The sequence below is a fragment of the Protaetiibacter larvae genome, from assembly GCF_008365275.1.
In the GTDB taxonomy this organism is placed as follows: domain Bacteria; phylum Actinomycetota; class Actinomycetes; order Actinomycetales; family Microbacteriaceae; genus Homoserinibacter; species Homoserinibacter larvae.
Map to the genome: position 1 here is coordinate 452,814 of NZ_CP043504.1, position 20,022 is coordinate 472,835.

General features: G+C 70.1%; 14 protein-coding genes. 3 read left to right on the top strand and 11 right to left on the bottom strand.

Annotation, left to right across the window (positions count from 1 at the left end; all coding sequences use genetic code 11):
• Positions 1–46 precede the first annotated feature (46 nt).
• On the bottom strand, positions 47–886 hold the full coding sequence (locus FLP23_RS02155) for an NAD-dependent epimerase/dehydratase family protein (RefSeq protein WP_149324357.1): 840 nt from the start codon (positions 884–886) through the stop codon (positions 47–49).
• A gap of 254 nt (positions 887–1,140) precedes the next feature.
• On the opposite strand from FLP23_RS02155, the gene FLP23_RS02160 reads away from it, so the two are divergent.
• Positions 1,141–2,535 carry an HNH endonuclease signature motif containing protein gene (locus FLP23_RS02160; protein ID WP_149324358.1) on the top strand — a complete coding sequence of 465 codons (1,395 nt, stop codon included), beginning with the start codon at positions 1,141–1,143 and terminating at the stop codon, positions 2,533–2,535.
• A 118-nt stretch (positions 2,536–2,653) separates the two neighbouring features.
• Here the strand turns inward: FLP23_RS02160 and FLP23_RS02165 are convergent, their stop codons facing one another.
• The 7 genes from FLP23_RS02165 to FLP23_RS02195 form a co-directional block, all read right to left on the bottom strand.
• Entirely contained in the window at positions 2,654–3,592 is a 939-nt protein-coding gene (locus FLP23_RS02165; protein WP_149324359.1) for an N-acetylglucosamine kinase, read from the bottom strand.
• Positions 3,589–4,557 (bottom strand): glycoside hydrolase family 113, encoded by a 969-nt coding sequence (locus tag FLP23_RS02170; protein WP_425468274.1) that lies wholly within the window; start codon positions 4,555–4,557, stop codon positions 3,589–3,591. The genes FLP23_RS02165 and FLP23_RS02170 overlap by 4 nt, the downstream gene beginning before the upstream one ends.
• Positions 4,554–7,001 carry a glycoside hydrolase family 2 protein gene (locus FLP23_RS02175; RefSeq protein ID WP_149326147.1) on the bottom strand — a complete coding sequence of 816 codons (2,448 nt, stop codon included), beginning with the start codon at positions 6,999–7,001 and terminating at the stop codon, positions 4,554–4,556. Before FLP23_RS02175 ends, FLP23_RS02170 begins: the two co-directional genes overlap by 4 nt.
• The gene (locus tag FLP23_RS02180) at positions 7,001–7,846 is read right to left on the bottom strand and encodes a carbohydrate ABC transporter permease (protein WP_246140025.1); all 846 of its coding nucleotides are present in this window, start codon (positions 7,844–7,846) and stop codon (positions 7,001–7,003) included. The genes FLP23_RS02175 and FLP23_RS02180 overlap by 1 nt, the downstream gene beginning before the upstream one ends.
• Positions 7,843–8,700, bottom strand: coding sequence for a carbohydrate ABC transporter permease (locus tag FLP23_RS02185; protein WP_149324360.1), 858 nt, complete (start codon positions 8,698–8,700; stop codon positions 7,843–7,845). The genes FLP23_RS02180 and FLP23_RS02185 overlap by 4 nt, the downstream gene beginning before the upstream one ends.
• Positions 8,701–8,788: 88 nt before the next feature.
• On the bottom strand, positions 8,789–10,108 hold the full coding sequence (locus FLP23_RS02190) for an ABC transporter substrate-binding protein (RefSeq protein WP_149324361.1): 1,320 nt from the start codon (positions 10,106–10,108) through the stop codon (positions 8,789–8,791).
• A 117-nt stretch (positions 10,109–10,225) separates the two neighbouring features.
• The gene (locus FLP23_RS02195) at positions 10,226–11,263 is read right to left on the bottom strand and encodes a LacI family DNA-binding transcriptional regulator (RefSeq protein ID WP_246140026.1); all 1,038 of its coding nucleotides are present in this window, start codon (positions 11,261–11,263) and stop codon (positions 10,226–10,228) included.
• A gap of 91 nt (positions 11,264–11,354) precedes the next feature.
• On the opposite strand from FLP23_RS02195, the gene FLP23_RS02200 reads away from it, so the two are divergent.
• Both FLP23_RS02200 and FLP23_RS02205 read left to right on the top strand, forming a co-directional pair.
• On the top strand, positions 11,355–14,279 hold the full coding sequence (locus FLP23_RS02200; protein WP_168200354.1) for an alpha-mannosidase: 2,925 nt from the start codon (positions 11,355–11,357) through the stop codon (positions 14,277–14,279).
• The gene (locus FLP23_RS02205; protein ID WP_149324364.1) at positions 14,276–15,637 is read left to right on the top strand and encodes an MFS transporter; all 1,362 of its coding nucleotides are present in this window, start codon (positions 14,276–14,278) and stop codon (positions 15,635–15,637) included. Before FLP23_RS02200 ends, FLP23_RS02205 begins: the two co-directional genes overlap by 4 nt.
• On the opposite strand, the gene FLP23_RS02210 is transcribed toward FLP23_RS02205, so the two are convergent.
• The 3 genes from FLP23_RS02210 to FLP23_RS02220 form a co-directional block, all read right to left on the bottom strand.
• Positions 15,588–16,082, bottom strand: a complete 495-nt coding sequence (locus tag FLP23_RS02210) for a MarR family winged helix-turn-helix transcriptional regulator (RefSeq protein WP_149324365.1) — start codon at positions 16,080–16,082, stop codon at positions 15,588–15,590. The two genes, FLP23_RS02205 and FLP23_RS02210, sit on opposite strands and share 50 nt — an antisense overlap.
• Positions 16,079–17,788: an MDR family MFS transporter gene (locus FLP23_RS02215; RefSeq protein WP_149324366.1), complete on the bottom strand. Its 1,710-nt coding sequence runs from the start codon at positions 17,786–17,788 to the stop codon at positions 16,079–16,081. The genes FLP23_RS02210 and FLP23_RS02215 overlap by 4 nt, the downstream gene beginning before the upstream one ends.
• Positions 17,789–17,924: 136 nt before the next feature.
• The gene (locus FLP23_RS02220) at positions 17,925–20,018 is read right to left on the bottom strand and encodes a zinc metalloprotease (protein ID WP_149324367.1); all 2,094 of its coding nucleotides are present in this window, start codon (positions 20,016–20,018) and stop codon (positions 17,925–17,927) included.
• Between the last annotated feature and the right edge of the window lie 4 nt (positions 20,019–20,022).

Genomic DNA, 20,022 nt, shown 5'->3' on the forward strand with positions numbered 1-20,022 from the left:
CTGTCAGGCTACGTCGCGTCCGCCGGATGAACCGCGGCGTGGGGGGCTAGTCGCGCCAGCTGTGCGCGGGCGCGTAGCCGAGCACCTCGCGGGCGTGATCGATCGACAGCAGCGTCTCGTACTCGCCGAGCTCGCGGCGCAGCTCGACGCCCGGGAAGAACTCCGCGAGCAGCGACGCGCTCGAGCGCTCCATGACGGTGTCGGCGGCGGCGATCACGAAGCGGTCGAAGCCGGGCGCGGCCTTCTGCAGCGCGAGGTCGACGGCCTGGGCGGCATCCCGGGCGTCGATGTAGCCCCACAGGTTCCACCTACGGCTCGCGGGATCCGTCTGGAACGCCGCGAAGCCGGGGTAGTCGTCCGGCACCATGACGTTCGAGAACCGCAGCGCCGTAATGCTGAGCTCGGGATCCCAGCGCACCACCTTGCGGGCCAGCTCCTCCTCGAGGTGCTTGGTGAGCGAGTAGGTGCTCTCGGGGCGGGTGTCGTACTGCTCGTCGACGGGCGCGTAGGGCGGCGGGGTCTCGAAGGGCAGGCCGAGCACGGTCTCACTGGACGCCGTCACGATGCGGCGGATGCCCGCGCGGCGGGCCGCCTGGATGACGTGGAAGGTCGCGAGCATGTTGTTCTGGAAGGTCGCGATGTCGGTCTCGAGGCCGGGCGCCGGGATCGCGCCCAGGTGCACGACGCCGTCGAGGCCTCGGTGGCGCTCGTCGATCGCGGAGAGCGCGTCGACGACGGCGCCATAGTCGGTGAGGTCGAGCCGGGTGAAGCCGTCGCGGCGCGGGCCCGCGATGTCGAGGGCGACCACCTCGTGGCCGCGGGAGCGCAGCTCGCGCTCGACGACGGTTCCGAGCTTGCCGTTGGCTCCGGTGAGGGCGATGCGCATGGCTCCAGTGTCGCGCACGCGCGGGGGTCCGCGGATCTCGATACACCGGCCTGCGGCCGGCACTCGATCAGCGGAGGCCGTGCGCGGTGCGCTGCCCAGGCGGTCGAGGAGCGCCGCCGCAGGCGACGCGTCTCGAGACCAACCCGCTCGGGACTCAGCCGCGTCCTCTCCCGTCCCCTCCCTGTGGATACGACTTCTCCGCCAGCATCCGCCGCACTCTAGAACATACGTTCGACACTTGAGACAATGGTCGCATGTCCTCGATCGCCGCCACCCTCGCCACCATCGGCGACACGACCGCGCCTCTGGTGCTGCCGACGGTGAGCGCCCTGCGCGACGACGAACTGCTCGACGGGCAGCGCCTCGTGGCCGAGGTGCGCCGCCGGCTCGACGCGGTGGCCGCCGCGGTGGCGGGCGAGATCGCGCACCGCTCGCGCCGCTCGCTGGGTCACGATGGTCTCGCCGCCCGGCGGGGGCAGCGTTCGGCGGAGGGTCTGATCTCGCAGCTGACGGGTGGTTCGACCCGTGAGGCGCGCACCCTTGTGAAGGCGGCCGAGCTGCTGCCGGTCGAGACCCCCCGCCCCGATGTTCCCCCGGTGGCCCGCTGGCTGACGGTGATCGGTGACGCGGTGTCGCGAGCGGTCATCTCGGTCGAGGCCGCCGAGGTGATCCGCACCCGCCTCGAGCAGGTCGGCGGGGACCAGGACGACGCAACGCGGCTCGAAGCGCTCGCGACTGCCGCGCAGACCCTCGTGGTCGAAGCCGAGGCGCTCACCCTGGAACAGCTCGCGGTCAGGGCGGGTCGGCTGCGCGACGAGCTCGATCTCGCCGGCATCGCGGCACGTGAGGAGCAGTTGCGCGACAAGCGGTTCCTGCGGGTGTCGACGCAGCTGGATGGGATGACGCGGATCAGCGGCATGTTGGATCCGGAGTCGGCTGCGATCGTGGTGCCGATCCTGGACGCGGCGACGTCACCTCGGCGAGGCGGGCCGCGGTTCATGGATCCGGACGCGGTGCGACGGGCGGACGATCTGGTTCGTGACGCGCGCACGACAGAGCAGCTGACTTTGGACACCCTGGTCGAGTTGGTGCGGATCGGCGCCCGGGTCGACGACGGAAAGCTGCTCGGCGACCGGAAGCCGGCCGTGCGGATCCTGGTCACGCAGGCTGACCTGGATGCGCCCCGCGGCGAGGACGGAACGCGTGCGGGTGTCGCGTTCTTCGAGGGCCAGGACGCCGCGGTTTCGGTTCAGACGGCGGAGCGGTTCATCTGCGCCTCGGGTGCGGTCCCCATCCTCTTCGACGGCGACGGGCGGGTGCTGAACCTGGGTCGCGAGCAGCGGCTGTTCACCGAGAAGCAGCGCACGACCCTTGCTGCCCGGGACGGTGGGTGTCTGATGTGCGACAGGCCGCCCGCGTGGACGGAAGCGCATCACATCGATCATTGGGACGAACACGGCGGCCGCACCGATGTCGACGACGGGGTGCTGTTGTGCCGGTTCTGCCACCTGAAGGTGCACAACAGCGGCTGGCGCATCACCCGCACCGGCGGCGACTACTTCCTCGTCCATCCCGACGACGACGGGATCCTCCGACGCACACCGCTGCCGTCCCGCAGCCCGGCGCTCCACCGCCTGCGCGCAGGCTGATCTCGATACACCGCGGCAACGCCGCCGCACTCGATCGGCGGGGTGGTGCGGCCCTACCCGTTGGTTGAGTAGCCGCGCAACGGCGTACCGAAACCAACCCCCGCAGACTCGCGCCGCGCTACCCCCGGGACTCCGACACGAGCGACAGCAGCGGGTGGTCGACACCGAGCCCCGCGAGCGCCGCCGCACCGTCGAGGCCCGTGCCGTGCGGCGCCTCGAAACGCACCTCGCCGAGCTCCGCCCGCAGCAGCTCCTCGAAGGCGCGGCGGATGAGTGCAGAGCGGAACACCCCGCCGATCGCACTCACGAGCGGCACCTCGGGCGCACCCGCATCGGCGACTCGGCGCAGGCCCGTCGCGACCGAGTGCGCCAGCTCGGCCGCAGCCGCCCGGCAGATCGCCTCGGCCACCGCATCCGCATCGGCCAGCTCCGCCACCGCCCGGGCGAACGACGCCACCACGCTCACCCGCGCCGGATCGCTCTGCAACTGCACGTAGGCGTCCTCGAGCGCGGGCCAACGCTCCTGCACCACCGCGGTCAGCGCGGTCGCCGGGCCGCGCCCGTCGTACGCCCGCATGACCGCGTCGAGCGCCTCTCGCCCGATCCAGTAGCCACTTCCCGCGTCGCCCATGATGTAGCCCCAGCCGTCGACGCGCGCCACGTGCGAGCGCCCCACCGCGAGCGTCACCACGCCCGTGCCGGACGCCACGACCGCGCCGCGCGCATCGCCGAGGGTCCCCAGGAACGAGCTCACCGAGTCATGGGCGAGCAGCACGCGCTCGGGAGCGAGGTCGCCCAGCAGCACCCGCCACGCCTCGGGGTCGTCCTCGGCGCTCGTGAGCCCCGAGACTCCGGCCGCGATCGACGACACCGGGACACCGGGCCCGCCGAGCGCCGCACGCGCCACCTCGGCGAGCTGCGGCAGCAGCGGCACGTCGGTGCGCACCCCCGGGAAGGTCTGCTCGGTACTCGCACCATCCGCCTCGGTGACCCGCACCTTGATGCCGGTCTGACCCGCATCCAACGCGAGAGAGCGCGTCCCCGTGGCGTCCGTCATCCCGTGCCTTCCCCGTGCCAGTCGCGATACTGCGCGGCCATGAACGCACCCGCCGGTTTGCCGTAGGGGCAGTAGTCGGTGTTGCTCGCCGCAGCCTGCTCAGGGTACAACCGCGCGGGCCAGTCCCAGAGCATGAGGCCGCGCACCCAGGGTCGGGCGCGCACCGCGCCGAACATCGCCCGGTAGTACCGCAACTGCTCCTCGCCCGAGGGCTCGCCCGCGAGGGTCCAGTCGTTGGGGAGCTCGGGCGAGCCGAGCCGCGACGGGCATCCGGCCTCCATGAAGAAGAACGGCTTACCGGATGCCTCGACCACCCGCTCGACGCGGTCGAGCTGCTCCTCCCAGCCGTCGACCGGGTAGTACCCGCTCGACGAGATCACGTCGACGGCGTCCCACCAGGTCACATGGTCTTCCTGGTACTTGTCGCAGTTGTACGTGACGACTCCGGAATACTCCGCGCGCACCTCGGCGATGAGAGAACGCCAGTGCGCCTCCTGCCCGTCGGCACGCACCATCTCGCAGCCGATGCAGAGCATCGCGCAGCCCTCCGCCTCGGCGATCCGAGCGGCGTGCAGGATGAAGCGACGGTAGGAGGCGAACCACTGGGTCCACGTCGGCTCGCCCGGCACATCCCAGTCGAAGAAGCCGATGTGCGCCCGCCAGGTGCCGTCGGCCACATTCACGACCGGCTTCAGGCAGACCTTCATCCCGAGGACGTGCGCCTCGCGGATCGCCCAGACGAGCTCGTCATCGGTCACGGTGGGCTCGGCCTCGAAGGGGATCTCGGTCGAGAAGGCCCTCTCCTGCAGAGCGGCAAAGGCCAGCGCGGTCCAGGTGACGCCGTGCTCGGCCATCCGCGCCATCGAGGCGGAGGCCTCCGGCGTTGCCCAGGTGCCCCGCGTGCCCACCCAGCCCCAGGTCATGCCGCAGACGGGATGCCGCAGCAGCTCGCGTGCGTCGGTCACCGGGCCACCAGCTGGTTGCCTGAACGCAGCACTCGGGGGTCGGCGAACGCTGCAGCGTTGAACACCCGCGCCAGCCCGGCCACCCGGAACACCACCGACTCTCCGGGGAGCAAGGTGACGAGACCGCGATCGATTGTCGCCGCCGGGTCGAGCTTGTCGACCAGCAGGGTCACGTCGCGCGCGAGCGTGGCGGCGGTGACGGTGACCTCGTAGCCGTCATCGACCGCCGTCGCCTCCACCTCGAGCAGCGCCTCGTCGAGGGCGCTGTCGCGCGGCTCGGTGAAGAACCACCACCCGCGCACGCTCCCCAACTCGGCCGTCAAGAGCTCGGATGCCGCATCCCGCGCCATCGCGACCTCGACCGGGATCGGCACCGTGACGGCGGCTCGCGCCGCGACCGACACAGGCACGGTCGCCGCCGCGAGCTCATCCCCCCCGAAATCGCGGCGCGCGAACACGAGCTCGCCCACCCACTCCTCGTCCGCGTCGTTGCCGAGTACGGCGACGAGCCCCCCCTCGCGCGGCTGCACCGTCACGACGCGCGGCGCGAAGGCGTTCGCGAGCGCGAAGAACAGCGGCTTCTCGCGCTCGTCGCCGTCGATCGCCGCCCACGAGGTGACCGGCCAGCAGTCGTTGAGCTGCCACACGATCGCGCCCGAGGTGTGCGGGGCGTGCGAGCGGAAGTGGTCGAGCGCGGCCGAGACCGCGTTCGCCTGGTTGAGCTGCATGGCCCAGTGCCAGGCGTCCATGTCGTCCGGCACCCGGTAGTGCGGCACGAGCCCCACCGAGAGCTTCTGGTTGCCCTCGATCGCCTTCTGGTGCCCGATCATGCCCGGCGACTCCGGCGTCAGCGGGTCGTCGCTGAGCGCCCGGGTGAGGGTCGACCAGACGGGCGGCCCCTGCCACCCGAACTCGGCGACGAACCGCGGGGTGTGCTCGCGGTAACTCGCCCAGTCGCGCCGGTTCCATTGCTCCCACAGGTGCGTCGAGCCCGAGCTCTCGTCGTTCGGATGCCGTCCGTCGTCGGGGCTGAACGGGCTGCCGGGTGTGTACGGGACGTGCGGTGCGAGCTCGGCGATGACCGCCGGGAACAGCTCGTGGTAGTAGTACGCGCCCCAGCTGCGCCCCTCGAGCCGACGCTTCCAGTCCCAGTCCTCGAAGCCCCAGAGGTTCTCGTTGTTGCCGGTGAACAGGGCGAGGGATGCGTGATGGGCGAGCCGCACCACGTTGTCGTGCGCCTCCGCGGCGACCTCGGAGCGCAGCGGCTCCTCCTCCGGGTAGGCGGCGCACGCGAACAGGAAGTCCTGCCAGCTGAGCAGCCCCAGCTCGTCGCACAGCTCGTAGAAGTCGTCGGACTCGTAGATGCCGCCGCCCCAGACCCGCACCAGGTTGAGGTTCGCCGCCACCGCCTGCCGCAGCCGACGCTCGTAGCGGGCGCGGTCGATGCGGGACGGGAGCGCGTCGTCGGGGATCCAGTTGGCGCCCTTCACCCACACCGGGCGATCGTTGACGATCAGCTGGAAGGGGTGGCCGGCGGCATCCGGTGCGGTGTCCCAGCGCAGCGTGCGGAACCCGACCCGCCGACTCGTCCCGTCGAGCGGACCGTGCGGACCGTACAAGCGCACGGCGACGTCGTACAGCGGCTGCGACCCGTAGCCGACCGGCCACCAGCGCTCGACGGACGGCAGCTCCACCCGCACCTCGGCCGAGCGCTCGCCCGCCGGGAGCCCGACGCGCGCGGACGCCCCGGCCGCCTCGAGTTCGAGCTCGAGCCCGGTATCCGAGGCGCGATCCACCTCCACCGACGCCGTCACGACCCCGCCGTCGCCCTCGGGCGCGGCGTGCACCCGCACCTCGGCGAGCCGCGCGGTCGACCACGCTTCGAGCCGCACGGCCCGCCAGATGCCGCTCGTGTACGTCGCGATGCCCCAATCCCAGCCGAAGCTGCACGCCGACTTGCGGATGGCGTCGTACGGCATCGGGTACGGGCGCGGCCGCACGCCGAGCGCGAGGCTCTGCGCGTTCGCGTACCGCACGGGGCTGCGGAAGGCGACGACGAGCTCGCTGCCTCCCGGACGGATGCGCCCCGTCACGTCGAGGCGGTAGCGGCGGTGCTGGTTGGCGACCTCGGCGAGCAGCTCCCCGTCGAGCGTGATGCTCGCGACCGTGTCGAGCCCGTCGAAGGCGAGCTCGAGCCGCTCGGCGGCGAACTCCGCCTCGCTCGGGACGAGCCGGGTGCGGTAGCTCCAGTCGACGAGCCCGATCCAGGCGAGCTTCGCCTCGTTGTCGTCGAGGTACGGGTCGGGGATGAGACCCGCATCCAGCAGCGCCTGGTGCACGACGCCCGGCACCACCGCGGGCACCTCGGCATCCGCGATCCCCGCGGGAGCGGGTCCCCCGGCGGCGCGCACCGTCCATCCCTCGTGCAGCTCACGCGTCCGGATCACTTGACCGCCCCCGAGGTCAGGCCGCGGTAGATGAACCGCTGCAGGAAGAGGAACACGATGAGGGTGGGCAGGATCACGAGGATCGTGCCCGCCGCGATGATCTCCCAGTGCGCCCCGAACGGCCCCTTGAACCGGAACAGCGAGGTCGAGATCATCCCCTCCGAGGGCAGGTAGAGGAACGGCAGGTAGAACTCGTTGTAGATCGCGATGCCCTTCACGATCACGACGGTCGCGATCGCCGGCCGCAGCAGCGGCAGGATGACGCGCCAGTAGATCGTCCAGCGGTTCGCGCCGTCGATCATCGCCGCCTCGTCGAGCGAGATCGGGATCGACTGCATGAACTGGATGAAGATGTAGATCGAGATGATGTCGGTGCCCATGAACAGCAGCACGAGGGCGGCCTTGGTGTTGTAGAGCCCGAGCCCGTTGATGATCTGGAAGGTCGCGACCTGGCTCGTGACGCCGGGGATGAGCGTCGCCACGAGGAACAGCCCGACGATGAGCTTCTTGCCGCGGAAGCGGAACCGGTCGATCGCGTAGGCGGCCATCGTGCCGATCAGGATCGTGCCGACGAGCGAGATCGCGAGCACGATCGTGGTGTTGATGAAGCCCTCGACCATCCCGCCGTCCTGGAACGCGCGGACATAGTTGTCGAGGTTGAACCAGTTGCCGGGGGCGTCGAACGGCCCCGACTGGCCGAACTCCTGCGAGGTCTTGAAGCTCGCCAGGAACACGACCGACAGCGGCAGCAGGGTGATGAGCACGCCGACGATGAGCGACAGGTACTTGACCGTCCCCGAGGCGGCCGTGCCGAGGTGGACACGGGGTGCGTGGTCGCTCACGTCAGGTCGACCTTCTCGTCGGGGAACACCCGGCGCTGGATCCAGGTGACGAGCAGCACGATCACGAGCAGCACGACGGCCATCGCCGAGGCGAGCCCCACCTGCCGGAAGTTGAAGGCGGTCTGCAGGGTCTGGATGACGAACGTCGAGGTGCCGTTCGCGCCGCCCGTCATGATGAACGGGATCTCGAAGACCGAGAGGCTGCCGGCGATCGCGAGGATGAACGACAGGCCGATGATGCGCCGGATGCCCGGGAAGGTGAGCGCCCAGAACTGCTGCCAACGGTTGGCGCCGTCGATCTCGGCGGCCTCGTAGAGCTCGCCCGGGATCGACTGGATGGCGCCGAGGAACAGCACGAAGTTGAGGCCCGTGTACCGCCAGACGGAGGTGCCGGCGAGCGAGAAGTTGGCGACCGCGGGATCCCCGAGCCACTGCGGGGTGTCGGAGAAGCCGATCGCGCCGAGCACGGTGTCGAGGGTGCCGCCCGGCTGGAAGACGTAGAGGAAGACGAAGCCGATGGCGACGCCGTTGATGAGGTACGGGAAGAACAGGATGCCGCGGAACAGGTTCGAGAACCGGGTGCGGTAGCTGAGCAGCGCGGCGAAGTAGAGGGCGATCGCCATCTGGGCGAACGAGGCGACGAAGTAGTAGAGGCTCACCGCGAAGACCCCGAAGATCTGCGGGTTGGTGAACACCTCCACGTAGTTGTCGAACCAGACGAACTGCTTCTCGAGGTCGAGCCCGTCCCAGTCGGTGAGGGAGTACCACACCATGTTCGCGGCGGGCAGGTAGGTGAGCAGCAGCAGCAGCGCGACGGCAGCGGCGATGAACAGGTACGGGGTCAGGACCTTCATGACCCCCTGCCCGGCGGGGACCCCGGAAAGGGATCCCCGCCGGCCGCGACGCCGAGGCAGCCGCGGAGGTGCAGTGAGCGAACTCACGTCAGCTGACCTGCCCCCGAGCGTCGGCCCAGCGCTGGTTCAGCTCGGCGAAGTACGAGTCCTTGTCGCCGTCGGCGGCACCGCGGGCGATGTCGACGAGCTTCTGACGGTAGATCTGACCCCAGATGTCGATCTGCGCGGTGTCGGCGATGTTGTTGAACAGCGCCTCCTTGCCGGCCGGGGCCGCGTTCAGCTCGAGCAGCTCGACGCCCGCGTCGGCGAAGCCGGCGAGGTTGTCGGGCAGGTCCTTGCTGAGCAGCGGCGAGACCATCCCCTGGGTGTCGGTGAACCCGGAGTCCTCGATGAGGAAGTCGATCCACGCCTTGGCGGCCGCCTTCACCTCGGAGTGCTTGTTGATGCCGAGGTTGTAGTCGCCGCCGACGATCGCGTACTGCTTGCCGTCGGATGCGGTGGAGGGCAGCGCCGCGTAGCCGACGACGCCCGGGTCGATCCCGTTGTCGCTCGCCGCGGCCTGCATCTGCGAGATGGCCCACGAGCCGAGCACCATGGTGGCGATCTTGCCCGTGGCGAGGTCGACCTTCGACTGCTCCCAGTTGGTGGTGAGCGGGTCGTCCTCGGTGAGACCGGCGGCGACCGTCTCGTAGATGAGCGAGTCGATCACGTAGAGCTCGCCGCCTTCGGTCCACGGCGAGTCCTCTTCGGCGATCTTGTTGACCGCATCCGGGTCGCCCGTGACAGCGCCGAGGTTGCCGGACCACTGGCTGAGCGGCCAGCCGTCCTTGTAGTTGGTGTACAGCGGGATCGAGCCAGTCGCCTTGATCTTCGCCGCGGCCGCGAGCCACTCCTCCTCGGTCTTGGGGAACTCGGTGACGCCGGCCTGCTCGTAGACGTCCTTGTTGTAGAGCACGCCGTTGGCGTTGCCACCGAGCGCGATGCCGTATTGCACGCCCTCGAAGCTCTTGGGCGCGAGGAAGCGGTAGTCGGCGGCGAGGTCGGCGGTCTGACCGAGCGGCTCGAAGAAGTCGGCGAGCTGGTCGGGCAGCACGCTGTTCGGGATGCCGAGCACGTCGCCGAAGTTGGTGGTCGACAGCCGGGTGCGCATCTCGCCCTCGTAGTCGGTGATGCCCTCGAACTTCACCGAGGCGTCGGGGTACTTGGCCGTGAACTCCTCCGCGTACTTGTCGAAGGTGCCGTCCTGGATGAGGTCGGTGCGCCAGGTGATGAAGTTGACCTCGCCCTTCACCTCGCCGTCGAGGCCGCTCCCTCCGTCGTCGGTGGGCGCGCCCGAGCAGGACGTGAGCAGTAGCGCCGCAACGGCGGCGCCGGCGATCGCTGACGCGAAGGCCTTCCGTGATGCCATGTGAATACTCCTTTGTATTTGCGGACCCCGGGGGTGCGCGGCGCAGGCATTCATCCCGCACCGATGGGGGATGTCTCAGGAGCGTAGGAACTAAAGCGCTTTAAGTAAAGCGCTTTATCAAATCGATGCGGTGCCGGTCGACCCGCGCAGCACGAGGCGCGGCGTCGAATCGAGGAAGGCCTCCGGAGCGGCCCCCTCGACGAGGTCGAAGAGCCGGCGGGCCACGTGCGAGCCGAACGCGACCACGTCGTGGCTGAGGGCGGTGAGCTTGGGCAGGGTGTGCTCGCACAGCACCGAGTCGTCCCAGGCGATGATCGACACCTCAGACGGCACACCGAGCCCCAGCTCCATCGCGACCGTGAGCCCCGCGACCGCCATGACGTCGTTGTCGTAGATGAGCGCGGTCGGCGGCTGCTCGCCGGTGAGCGCTTCGCGCGTCACCCGCTCGCCCGCCTCCGGGGTGTAGTCGGTGCGCAGCAGCTCGCTCGCGATGCCGAGGGCGGCGGTCTCCTCGGCGAAGGCGTCGTCACGGATGCGGGTGTGCGCGAGCGAGCCGAGCCCGGCGACGCGCGCGATGCGTCGGTGCCCCAGGCCCGCGAGGTGCCGCACGGCCTCCCGCATCGAGGTGGCGTCATCCGTCCACACGCTCGTGAGGCCGCCCGCGATGCTCGGGTCGCCGACCACGACCGCGGGGAGGCCCGAGCTCGCCGCGAACGCAGCGCGCTGGTCGCCGTCGACCAGGTCGGTGAGCACGACGCCGTCGACCCGCCGCGTGCGCTGCCACTTGCGCAGGGTCGCGAGGGCGTCATCGGGCGAGCCCACCACCTGCAGCAGCAGGCTGTAGCCGCGCTTCGACAGCTCGATCTCGAGGCCCGCGAAGAACTCCATGTAAAACGACTCGACGCCGAGGTTGTGCGGATCGCGGGCGAGCACGAGCCCGAAGGTGTCGGTCTTCGCCTCGGCGAGCGAGCGGGCCGCCGTCGACGGCGCCCAGCCCAGCTCGTCGGCCACCCGGAGCACGCGCTCGCGGGTCTCATCCGAGACGCCCTTGCGGCCGTTGAGGGCGAAGGAGACGGCGCCGATCGAGACGCCGGCGCGCTCCGCGATGTCGCTGATCGTGACCCGGCCGGTCGTCGAACGCCGCGAAGTCCCCACGAGGGAACACGATAGCCCTCGCCGCTCGCGACGGCTGGGCGGTGCCTCGAGGGGCGTCGATAGACTCGGCACACGCGGCGAAGGAGGGCGGATGGCGGGCTTCCCCTCGTTCCTCCTCGGGATCCGCGTGCAGCAGCCGCACGAGTACACGCGCCTGCTGCGCATCCGCTCGCGCGTCTACATCCCCGTCTCGAACCTGGATGCCGCGGTCGTCCGCTCGGCCGAGCCGATCCCCTTCGCCGAGCTCGACCCCGCCGCCTTCGTGCCGATCCGTCGCGGCCAGTCGTGGGGTCGAACCCTCGACTGCGCGTGGCTGCGCATCACCGGCGAGGTGCCGGAGGGGGTCGAGGATCCGGTGGTGCTGCTCGGCATCCGGGGCGAGGGGCTCGTCGTCTCGCCGCAGGGCGAACCGCTCGACGCGGTGAGCACGGTCTTCCAGCAGGCCGACCTTCCGCACAGCGGTGGCCGTTTCCGCCCGGTGCACAACGTGCCGACGACGGACGGCCGCATCGAGTTCTACGCGGATGTCACCCACAACGGCGTGATCCTCTACCCCGTCGGCAGGGGCGTGTTCCACGGCGCCCGCCTCGCGACCCGCGACGAGACCGCGTTCGGGCTCTACTACGACTACCTCACCCTCGTGGTGCTCGCCGGGGCGACCGACGACGACGCTCTCGAGGCCGAGCTGCGCGCCGCCCTGGCGGAGGCGTGGCGGAGGTTCCGTGCGGGCGACCTCACGGCCGCGCGCGCTGCGCTCGCCGGGCCGCTCGCGGAGCCCTCGACCTCGGAATTCGTCTACTCCGCGATCGGCCACGGGCACCTCGACATGGCCTGGCTCTGGCCGCTGCGCGAGACCCGCCGCAAGGCGACCCGCACCTACACGCGCGCCCTCGACACCATCGACCGGCATCCGGCCTACCGCTACGGCACGAGCCAGCCGCAGCAGCTCGCCTGGATGAAGCAGCTGCAGCCGGCCCTCTACGAGAGGATCCGCAGCGCCGTCGCCGAGGGACGGCTCGAACTGCAGGGCTCGTTCTGGGTGGAGCCCGACACCAATATGCCGTCGGGGGAATCCCTCGTGCGCCAGGCGCTCGTGGGCCGGCGCTTCCTGCAGGAGGAGTTCGGGCTGACGGACGAGCAACTGCGGCTGTGCTGGCTGCCCGACACCTTCGGCTACAGCGGCAACCTGCCGCAGCTGCTGAAGAAGAGCGGCATGGACTGGTTTCTCACCATCAAGCTGGCCTGGAACGAGGTCAACACCTTCCCGCATCGCACCTTCCACTGGACGGGCATCGACGGATCCACGGTGCTCGTGCACATGCCGCCCGAGGGTGACTACAACTCGCGCGGCGCCGCAGACGGCCTGCTCACCGGACTGCGCCAGTATCCGGAGCGCGCCCTCGAGACGGCGCTGCTGGTCTACGGCTCCGGCGATGGTGGTGGCGGGCCCGGTGAGATCCACCTCGAACTGACCGAGCGAGAGCAGAACCTGCGTGGCGTGCCACGTGTGGCATATTCCACGGCGGGCGACTTCTTCCGTCGGCTCGAGACGCTCGAGGTGCCCGCGGAGCACCGCGGCGAGCTGTACCTCGAGACCCACCAGGGCACCTACACGACCCAGGCGGCCACCAAGCGACACAACCGCACGGTCGAGCGGATGCTGCACGAGGTCGAGGCGCTCTCGGTGCTCGCCGACCGCGACACGCGCGCCGAGCTCGAGCCGCATTGGCGTGACGTGCTGCTGCACCAGTTCCACGACATCCTGCCGGGCTCGGCGATCGAGCGCGTGAACCGCGAGGCACGTGAGAGCTACGAGCGCATCGAAGGCGAGCTGGGGCGCCTCGCGGACGAGCTCACGGGAGCCCTCGCCGCAGGCGCGGGCCGCACGGCGATCAACCTCACGAGCTTCCCGCGCGACGAGCACCTGCGGATCGACGGCACCTGGCACCGCGCGACCGTGACCCCCTACGCGGCGGCCGCCCTCGTGGAGGCGACCGGGCCGTTCGGGCTCTCGTACACCGAGCAGACGATCTCGAACGGGCACCTCACCCTGCGCTTCGACGACCACGGGGTGATCGCCTCATGCATCGACGCCGCGGGGGCGCAGCACGCGGGCGCGGGCCTCAACCGGCTCGTCGTGCACCGCGATCCGTACCAGTGGCCCTTCGACGCCTGGAACATCGACGCCCGCTACACGAGGCGCCGCGCCCGCCAGCTGCGGCTCGTCTCGGCCGAGAACACGGTCGACGGGCCGACCGTCGTGCGCACCCAGCTGCTGCGCGGCCGCCGCGTCGAGGTGCGGCAGCGCATCGTGCTCGAGGCCGGCTCCGAACTCGTACGCATCGAGACGCGGGTCGACTGGCGGGCGCGGCACCGGATGCTGCGGGCCGAGTTCCGCCCGAGCCGCTACGGCGACGAAGCCCGCTGCGAGATCCAGTTCGGCCACCTCGCCCGGCCGACGACCGAGCGCGACTCGGTCGAGACGGCGCAGTTCGAAGTGGTGGCGCACAAGTGGGCGGCCGTCGAGGACGAGCACGGCGGCTTCGCCCTGCTCAACGACGCCAAGTACGGGCACCGCATCAAGAACGGCCTCGTCTCGCTCAACCTGCTGCGGGCGCCGACCTTCCCCGACCGCACCGCCGACCGCGGCGTCCACGAGTTCGTCTACGCCTTCCGGCCCTACCCGACCGGCGAGCTGACGCCCGTCATCCGCGACGGCTACCGCCTGAACAACCCGCTGCGGCTCGCCGAGGGCGTCGCCTTCGACAGCCTCGTCGCGGTCGACGACGAGGCTGTCGTGATCGAGACCCTCAAGCACGCGGAGTCCGGCTCGGGGGTCGTGGTGCGGCTCTACGAGGCGCTCGGCCGCGACACCACGACCGCTCTGCGCACCCGCGTGCCGCACACCGCCGCGCACGAGACCGATCTGCTCGAGCGCCGCACGGCATCCGCCGACCTCGATCGGCTCGTCTTCACGCCGTTCGAGATCAAGACCCTCCTGTTGGAGCAGCCGTGACCGAGCGGAAGGTGCCGCTGCGCACCCAGTCGATCGCCGTGGTGACGGCGGGCTTCGGCCAGAACCTGGTGCTCACGACGGTGACGACCTTCATGCTCGTCTACCTCATCCAGTACGCGGGCATCTCGAGCGCCGGCATCGCGGTCGTCACCGCGATCATCACGGTCGCGAAGATCGTCGACGCCATCACCGACCCCGTGATGGGCACGATCATCGACCTCACGCGCAGCCGTTGGGGCAAGCTGCGCCCCTACATCCTGTTCTCGGCCGTGCCCGTGGCGGTGCTCACGGGGCTGCTGTTCACGGTGCCGGATGCCGACGAGCCCACCCAGCTCGTCTACTTCGGCGTCGTCTACCTGCTGTGGGGCTTCGCCTACACCGTCTGCGACGTGCCGTTCTGGGGCCTCATCGGATCGGCGTTCTCGGATCCCGCCGCCCGCACCCGCGTGATCGCGAACGTGCGCGCCTTCGGCTCGATCTCGCTCGGGCTCGCGACCCTCGGGATGCCGTGGCTCGCCAAGCTGCTGTCGGGCGGCGGCGAGACCACCGGACAGGGCTGGTCGATCGCCGTGTTCGCGACTGGAGTCGTCGGCATGGGGCTGTTCCTTCTCGCGTTCTTCTTCACGCGCGAGCGGCCCTCGGCGCTCGCGCAGGGGCGACTGACCTTCCGGCAGCTCACCGGCACCCTCATCCGGAACACCCCGCTGCTGCTCGTGCTGCTCGGCTCGGTGCTCGGCTTCGGCCGCTACATCGTGCAGGCCGGCGGGGCGGTGTTCGTGGTGGTCGCGTACGGCGACGAGGGGCTCTTCACCCTGATCGGCGCGGCCATCATCGTGGGAATGGTGGTGTCGTCGTTCACCGCGCCGCTGCTGCTGCGCCGCATGAGCGGGCGCACCCTCATCGTGGCGAGCTCGGTGATCGGCGCCGTGCTCTACCTCGCGATGTACCTCGTGGGCTTCGCGAGCATCGTGTGGATCCTGGTGTTCATCTTCCTCACCGGGCTCACCCTCGGGGTGTTCCTCGTGGTGCAGGCGACGATGATCGCGGATGCCGTCGACGACGTCGAGCGCCGCACGGGGGTGCGCAACGACGGCATCTCGTTCGCGACGCTCACCTTCGTGTCGAAGATCATGAGCGCCCTCGCGGTGCTCGCTTTCGGGATCTTCGTGGTGGCGGCGGGCTACCAGCAGGGCGTCCCGGTGACACCCGAGATGCAGAACACGGTGTTCGTCGGCATCACGCTCGTGCCCGCGGTGAGCTGCCTGCTCTCGGCGGTGCCGTTCGTGTTCTACCGGCTCAGCTCGGGCGTCACGCCCGCGGGGCGGTCCCTTCGGCGAGCGCCTTCAGCAGGTCGGTGAGCCGGTAGACCGATTCGAGCGGCCAGTCGCCGAGCGCTTCGCCGAGCAGCCCCTCGTAGGGTTCGCGTGCCCGCGCGAGCCGTTCGACGGCCTCCGGCGTCACGGTGATGACCTTGATCCGGCCGTCGGCCGGGTCGGCGGTGCGCTGCACGAGACCGAGATCCTCGAGTTCGCTCACCGAGCGGCTCACCTGACCTTTGTCGGCGGTGAGCCGGTCGGCGAGCCCCGACACGGTGATCGACTGGCACTGCTGGATGAGTGACAGCACCTTGTAGGTGGCGGGCAGCATCCCGGGGCTCACCGAGGCGGCGGCCTGGATGTAGACCTTGCGGAACTCGCTCAGCACCTCGCTGAAGGCGAGCTCGAGTCCGCGCACCGCCTCGCGGCGCTCGTCCGTCGGCGCGGCGGGTGCGGCCACCGCGCCGACGGGGTCGGGGGTGTTCATCGCGCGCTCGACGTCCCGCCGTCGCGCTCGCCGTCGCCCGACTCGGGGACGGTGATGGCGCCGGTCGTGGTCAGCACGGCCATGCCCTCCGGGACCGAGACCGTCGCGAGGTCGGCCTCGGAGGCCTGGATCCGCTCGCTCGTGGTCATGCGGGTGAGGGGCTTGTTGGGCAGGAACACGATCGCGATGAGGCTGATGACCGCGAACGGCACGGCGATGAGGAAGGAGTGCGAGATGCCGTTGGCGTAGATGTCCTCGAACACGACGCGCAGCGCCTCGGGCATCGTCGACACCTTGGGCAGCGAACCGGACTGCAGCTGCTCGGCCCACTTCGGGGCGTCGGCGCCGAGGCTCATGAGGGCCTGGGCGATGTCGTCCTTGCGCTCGGTCACCAGGTCGGTGATGCGGGCGGCGAGGGCCGCACCCATCACCGAGACGCCGATCGTGCCGCCGAGGCTGCGGAAGAAGGTGACCCCCGAGCTCGCGACGCCGATCTCGGTCGGCTTGGTGGTGTTCTGCACGACGAGCACGAGGTTCTGCATGGTCATGCCGACGCCCGCGCCGAGCAGCACCATGTAGACCGACACGAGGAAGAAGTCGGTGTCGTAGTGGATGGTCGACAGCAGGTACGAGCCGGCGGTCAGCAGGATCGCGCCCACGATGAGGAACGGCTTCCAGCGCCCGAAGCGGGTGATGAGCGCACCCACGCCGATCGAGGAGATCAGCAGTCCGCCGATCATGGGGATCGTCATGAGGCCCGCCTCGGTCGGCGAGGCGCCGCGCGCGAGCTGCATGTACTGGCTGAGGAACACCGAGGCGCCGAACATGGCGAGCCCGGTGGCGACCGAGGCGATCACCGAGAGGGTGAAGGTCAGGTTCTTGAACATCCCGAGCGGGATGAGCGGCTCCTTCGAGCGCAGCTCGGTGACGATGAACAGCACGGTCGCGACGAGCGCACCGCCGACCATCCAGATGGTCGTGGGGCTCCACCACTCGAACTCGTTGCCCGCGAGGCTGACCCAGATGAGCAGCAGCGAGACGGCGGCCGAGAGCAGCACGATGCCGAGGTAGTCGATCGCGGTCTTCTGCTTGTCGCGCTTGGGCAGGTGCAGGGTGCGCTGCACGATGATGAGGGCGGCGATCGCGACGGGGAGGGCGACGAAGAAGTTCCAGCGCCAGCCCCAGGCGTCCGCGATGACGCCGCCGAGCAGCGGACCGCCGATCGTGGCGACGGCCATGACCGCGCCGAAGAGGCCCATGTAGCGGCCGCGCTCACGCGGGCTGATGATGTCGGCCATGATCACCTGGCTGAGCGCGGCGAGACCGCCGGCGCCGATGCCCTGGATGGCACGGAAGGTGATGAGCATCTCGGGCGTCGTCGCGAAGCCGGCGGCCGCGGTGGCGAGCACGAAGATGATGATCGCGAGCTGGAACAGCAGCTTGCGATTGGTGAGGTCGGCGAGCTTGCCCCAGATCGGGGTGGAGATCGCGGTGGTCAGCAGGGTCGCGGTGACGACCCAGGTGAAGGCGGTCTGGTTGCCGTCGAGGTCGTGGATGATGGTCGGCAGCGACGTGGAGACGACGGTCGAGGCGAGCATCGACACGAACATGCCGAGGAGCAGGCCCGAGAGGGCCTCGAGCACCTGGCGGCTGCTCTTCTTGTCGGCGGGTGCGGCGTCGGCCGACGCAGCGGATGAGGTGGACATGCGGGTCCTTCGAGTGGGGTTGTTCTGAGGATGCGCGGCGGCGATGGCGCGATGGTTGACGAGCGTCAACCGTTGATGTAGGTCAACAATATGCCGATGGTTGACGAATGTCAACTTGTTCGCCGCCGAGCACCGCTCAGCCGCAGGGGGTGCAGCCCAGCGCCTGCTTCGGCGAGATCCATCCGATCGCGCCGGGGCGGTTCGGGCGATCCGGGTGCAGCACGGGCGCGGGCCGCAGCTTCAGGGCGAAGCGCTGGCCGCCGATCGGCTCATCGGTGCGCGCATCGAGCTGGGTCACGTCGAGGGCCACGATGCCCGCGCCGTACGGCTGCTTCGCGGTCGGCACGAAACGCAGCCCGAGGGATGCGACGACGCCCGCGTCGAGCGGAATCGGCCCGAGGAAGGCGCCGTCCTCCAGCACCCGGAAGCGGTCCTCGCCGACCGGCTCGAGCCCCGTGTACTCGCCGCCGCCCTTCTTCCAGGCTCGCAGCAGCTCACGACTCGGCTCGATCCACAGCTGTCCCCAGTCGAAGAACGGGTGCTCGCCGAGCGCCGAGCGGAACACGATCCGCACCTCGCGGAGCTCGCGCCCGTAGTTGGCGACGAGCGCCGAGCTCTGCCGCCCGTCGGACACCTCGTCGACGACCGTGATGTTCTTCCAGACGATGTTGTTGTTGTTCTGCACGTTCGCGTACAGGTCGCCGGTCTCGGGCGTCGTCATCCCGAACGACGGCCCGGGGCCGGTCTCGATGCGGGCCAGCAGGCAGAAGTGCCCGCGGTCCGCGCCGAAGGCCGCGTAGTCGGCAGGATCGGGCGGCCCCCAGGGGAACGCGAGGATCTCGTCCTCGCCCGCCGTCACCGACACCGGCTGGGCGCCGATCGAGCCCCCCATGAGCGCCGGCGCCGTCACGCTTCCGTCCCAGGGAGCCGGCCACGAGAGCCCGGTCGAGGCCTTCGCCCAGTACAGCCGCACCGTGCCGGAGGCCGAGCCCGAGCATCCGCGGTTGCGCACCCGCACATAGACGGAGGTGGTGGTCGAGCCGTGCTCCGGGTTCTGGTGGTCCTGGTTGGCGATGCCGTTGTTGTCGTTGCGCACCCAGATGTCGTCGCTGATCCACATCGGCTGCGCGGAGGCGTCGGGCTCGACGCCGTTGTCGTCGGAGACGTCCTTCGCCCACAGATCGTTGACCGCGCCCGAGCTCGGCACGAGGCCGTCGGAGGCCAGCAGTCCCGTGCGCTGGGTGTGCAGGGTGGCGTCCATCCGCTCGCTCTGCCCGGCGGTGAACATGAACATCGCGACGTCGTCGGTGTAGTCCATGTAGTTCATGAACATGTCGCCGTTCGGGCCGTTGCTGCAGGAGACCTGCGGGAACGACGGGGTGCCGTAGTGCTCGTCGGCCTGATTGGGGGTGTCGGCCACGTTGTCGGAACCGGTGCAGGCGGGTTCGTCGCCCCAGATGTGGTTGAGGTTGAGGTAGTGGCCCACCTCGTGCGTCATCGTGCGGCCCAGGTTGTAGGTGGGGTCGAGGCTGCCCGAGCCGAAGGCGCGGTAGTGCACGCGCACCCCCTGGTTCGGCATCCCGGGGAAGCTGCCCTTGCCGAGCAGCCCGTCGGTGTAGTTGCAGACCCACACGTTGAGGTACTTGGTGTCGTCCCAGGGGTCGTGGCCGCCGCCCGCCGCCGACATCATGCCGGTCTGGTTCCTGGTCCAGCCGGTGACGGCCGTGTTGGTGCGGGTGATCCCGGTGGTGACGGCGCAGCCGGGGCCGCGGACCGCGAGCGCGAACTCGATGCGACAGTCGGCGGCGACTCCCGCGAACACGCTCGGAACGAGCGAGGCGTCGGTGTTGAGGCGGCGGAAGTCCTCGTTGAGCACGTCGATCTGCGACTGGATGAGGGCGTCGGAGATGTTCTCGGTGGCGGTGTGCCAGATCACGTGCACGACGACCGGGATGCGGATGAGGCCCGTCCGGGCCCCCTCCTTGCCGAAGGCGGCCGTCCACTCCTGGATGTCGCGCTCGATCTCGCGGCGTCGCCAGCGGTATTCGGGGTCCACCCGCAGCAGCCGTCGGTGCTCCTCGAGCGTGCCGCAGCGTTGGCGGCGCGGGTCGAGGTCCTTCGGCCAGTACGGCTCCTGCGGATCCTTCGGCTCGCGCGGGCCCTGCGGCTCGCCGAGCCCGCGCGTGGTCCGGGGGTTCGCCTTCGCGGCACCCCGAGCTTGTGCAGCCATGATG

What these genes read in the sequence shown, in the direction of transcription:
- FLP23_RS02155 (WP_149324357.1), bottom strand. Translation starts at nt 886, where the DNA reads ATGCGCATCGCCCTCACCGGAGCCAACGGCAAGCTCGGAACCGTCGTC.
- FLP23_RS02160 (WP_149324358.1), top strand. Translation starts at nt 1,141, where the DNA reads ATGTCCTCGATCGCCGCCACCCTCGCCACCATCGGCGACACGACCGCG.
- FLP23_RS02200 (WP_168200354.1), top strand. Translation starts at nt 11,355, where the DNA reads ATGGCGGGCTTCCCCTCGTTCCTCCTCGGGATCCGCGTGCAGCAGCCG.
- FLP23_RS02215 (WP_149324366.1), bottom strand. Translation starts at nt 17,788, where the DNA reads ATGTCCACCTCATCCGCTGCGTCGGCCGACGCCGCACCCGCCGACAAG.
- FLP23_RS02210 (WP_149324365.1), bottom strand. Translation starts at nt 16,082, where the DNA reads ATGAACACCCCCGACCCCGTCGGCGCGGTGGCCGCACCCGCCGCGCCG.
- FLP23_RS02190 (WP_149324361.1), bottom strand. Translation starts at nt 10,108, where the DNA reads ATGGCATCACGGAAGGCCTTCGCGTCAGCGATCGCCGGCGCCGCCGTT.
- FLP23_RS02185 (WP_149324360.1), bottom strand. Translation starts at nt 8,700, where the DNA reads ATGAAGGTCCTGACCCCGTACCTGTTCATCGCCGCTGCCGTCGCGCTG.
- FLP23_RS02220 (WP_149324367.1), bottom strand. Translation starts at nt 20,018, where the DNA reads ATGGCTGCACAAGCTCGGGGTGCCGCGAAGGCGAACCCCCGGACCACG.
- FLP23_RS02165 (WP_149324359.1), bottom strand. Translation starts at nt 3,592, where the DNA reads ATGACGGACGCCACGGGGACGCGCTCTCTCGCGTTGGATGCGGGTCAG.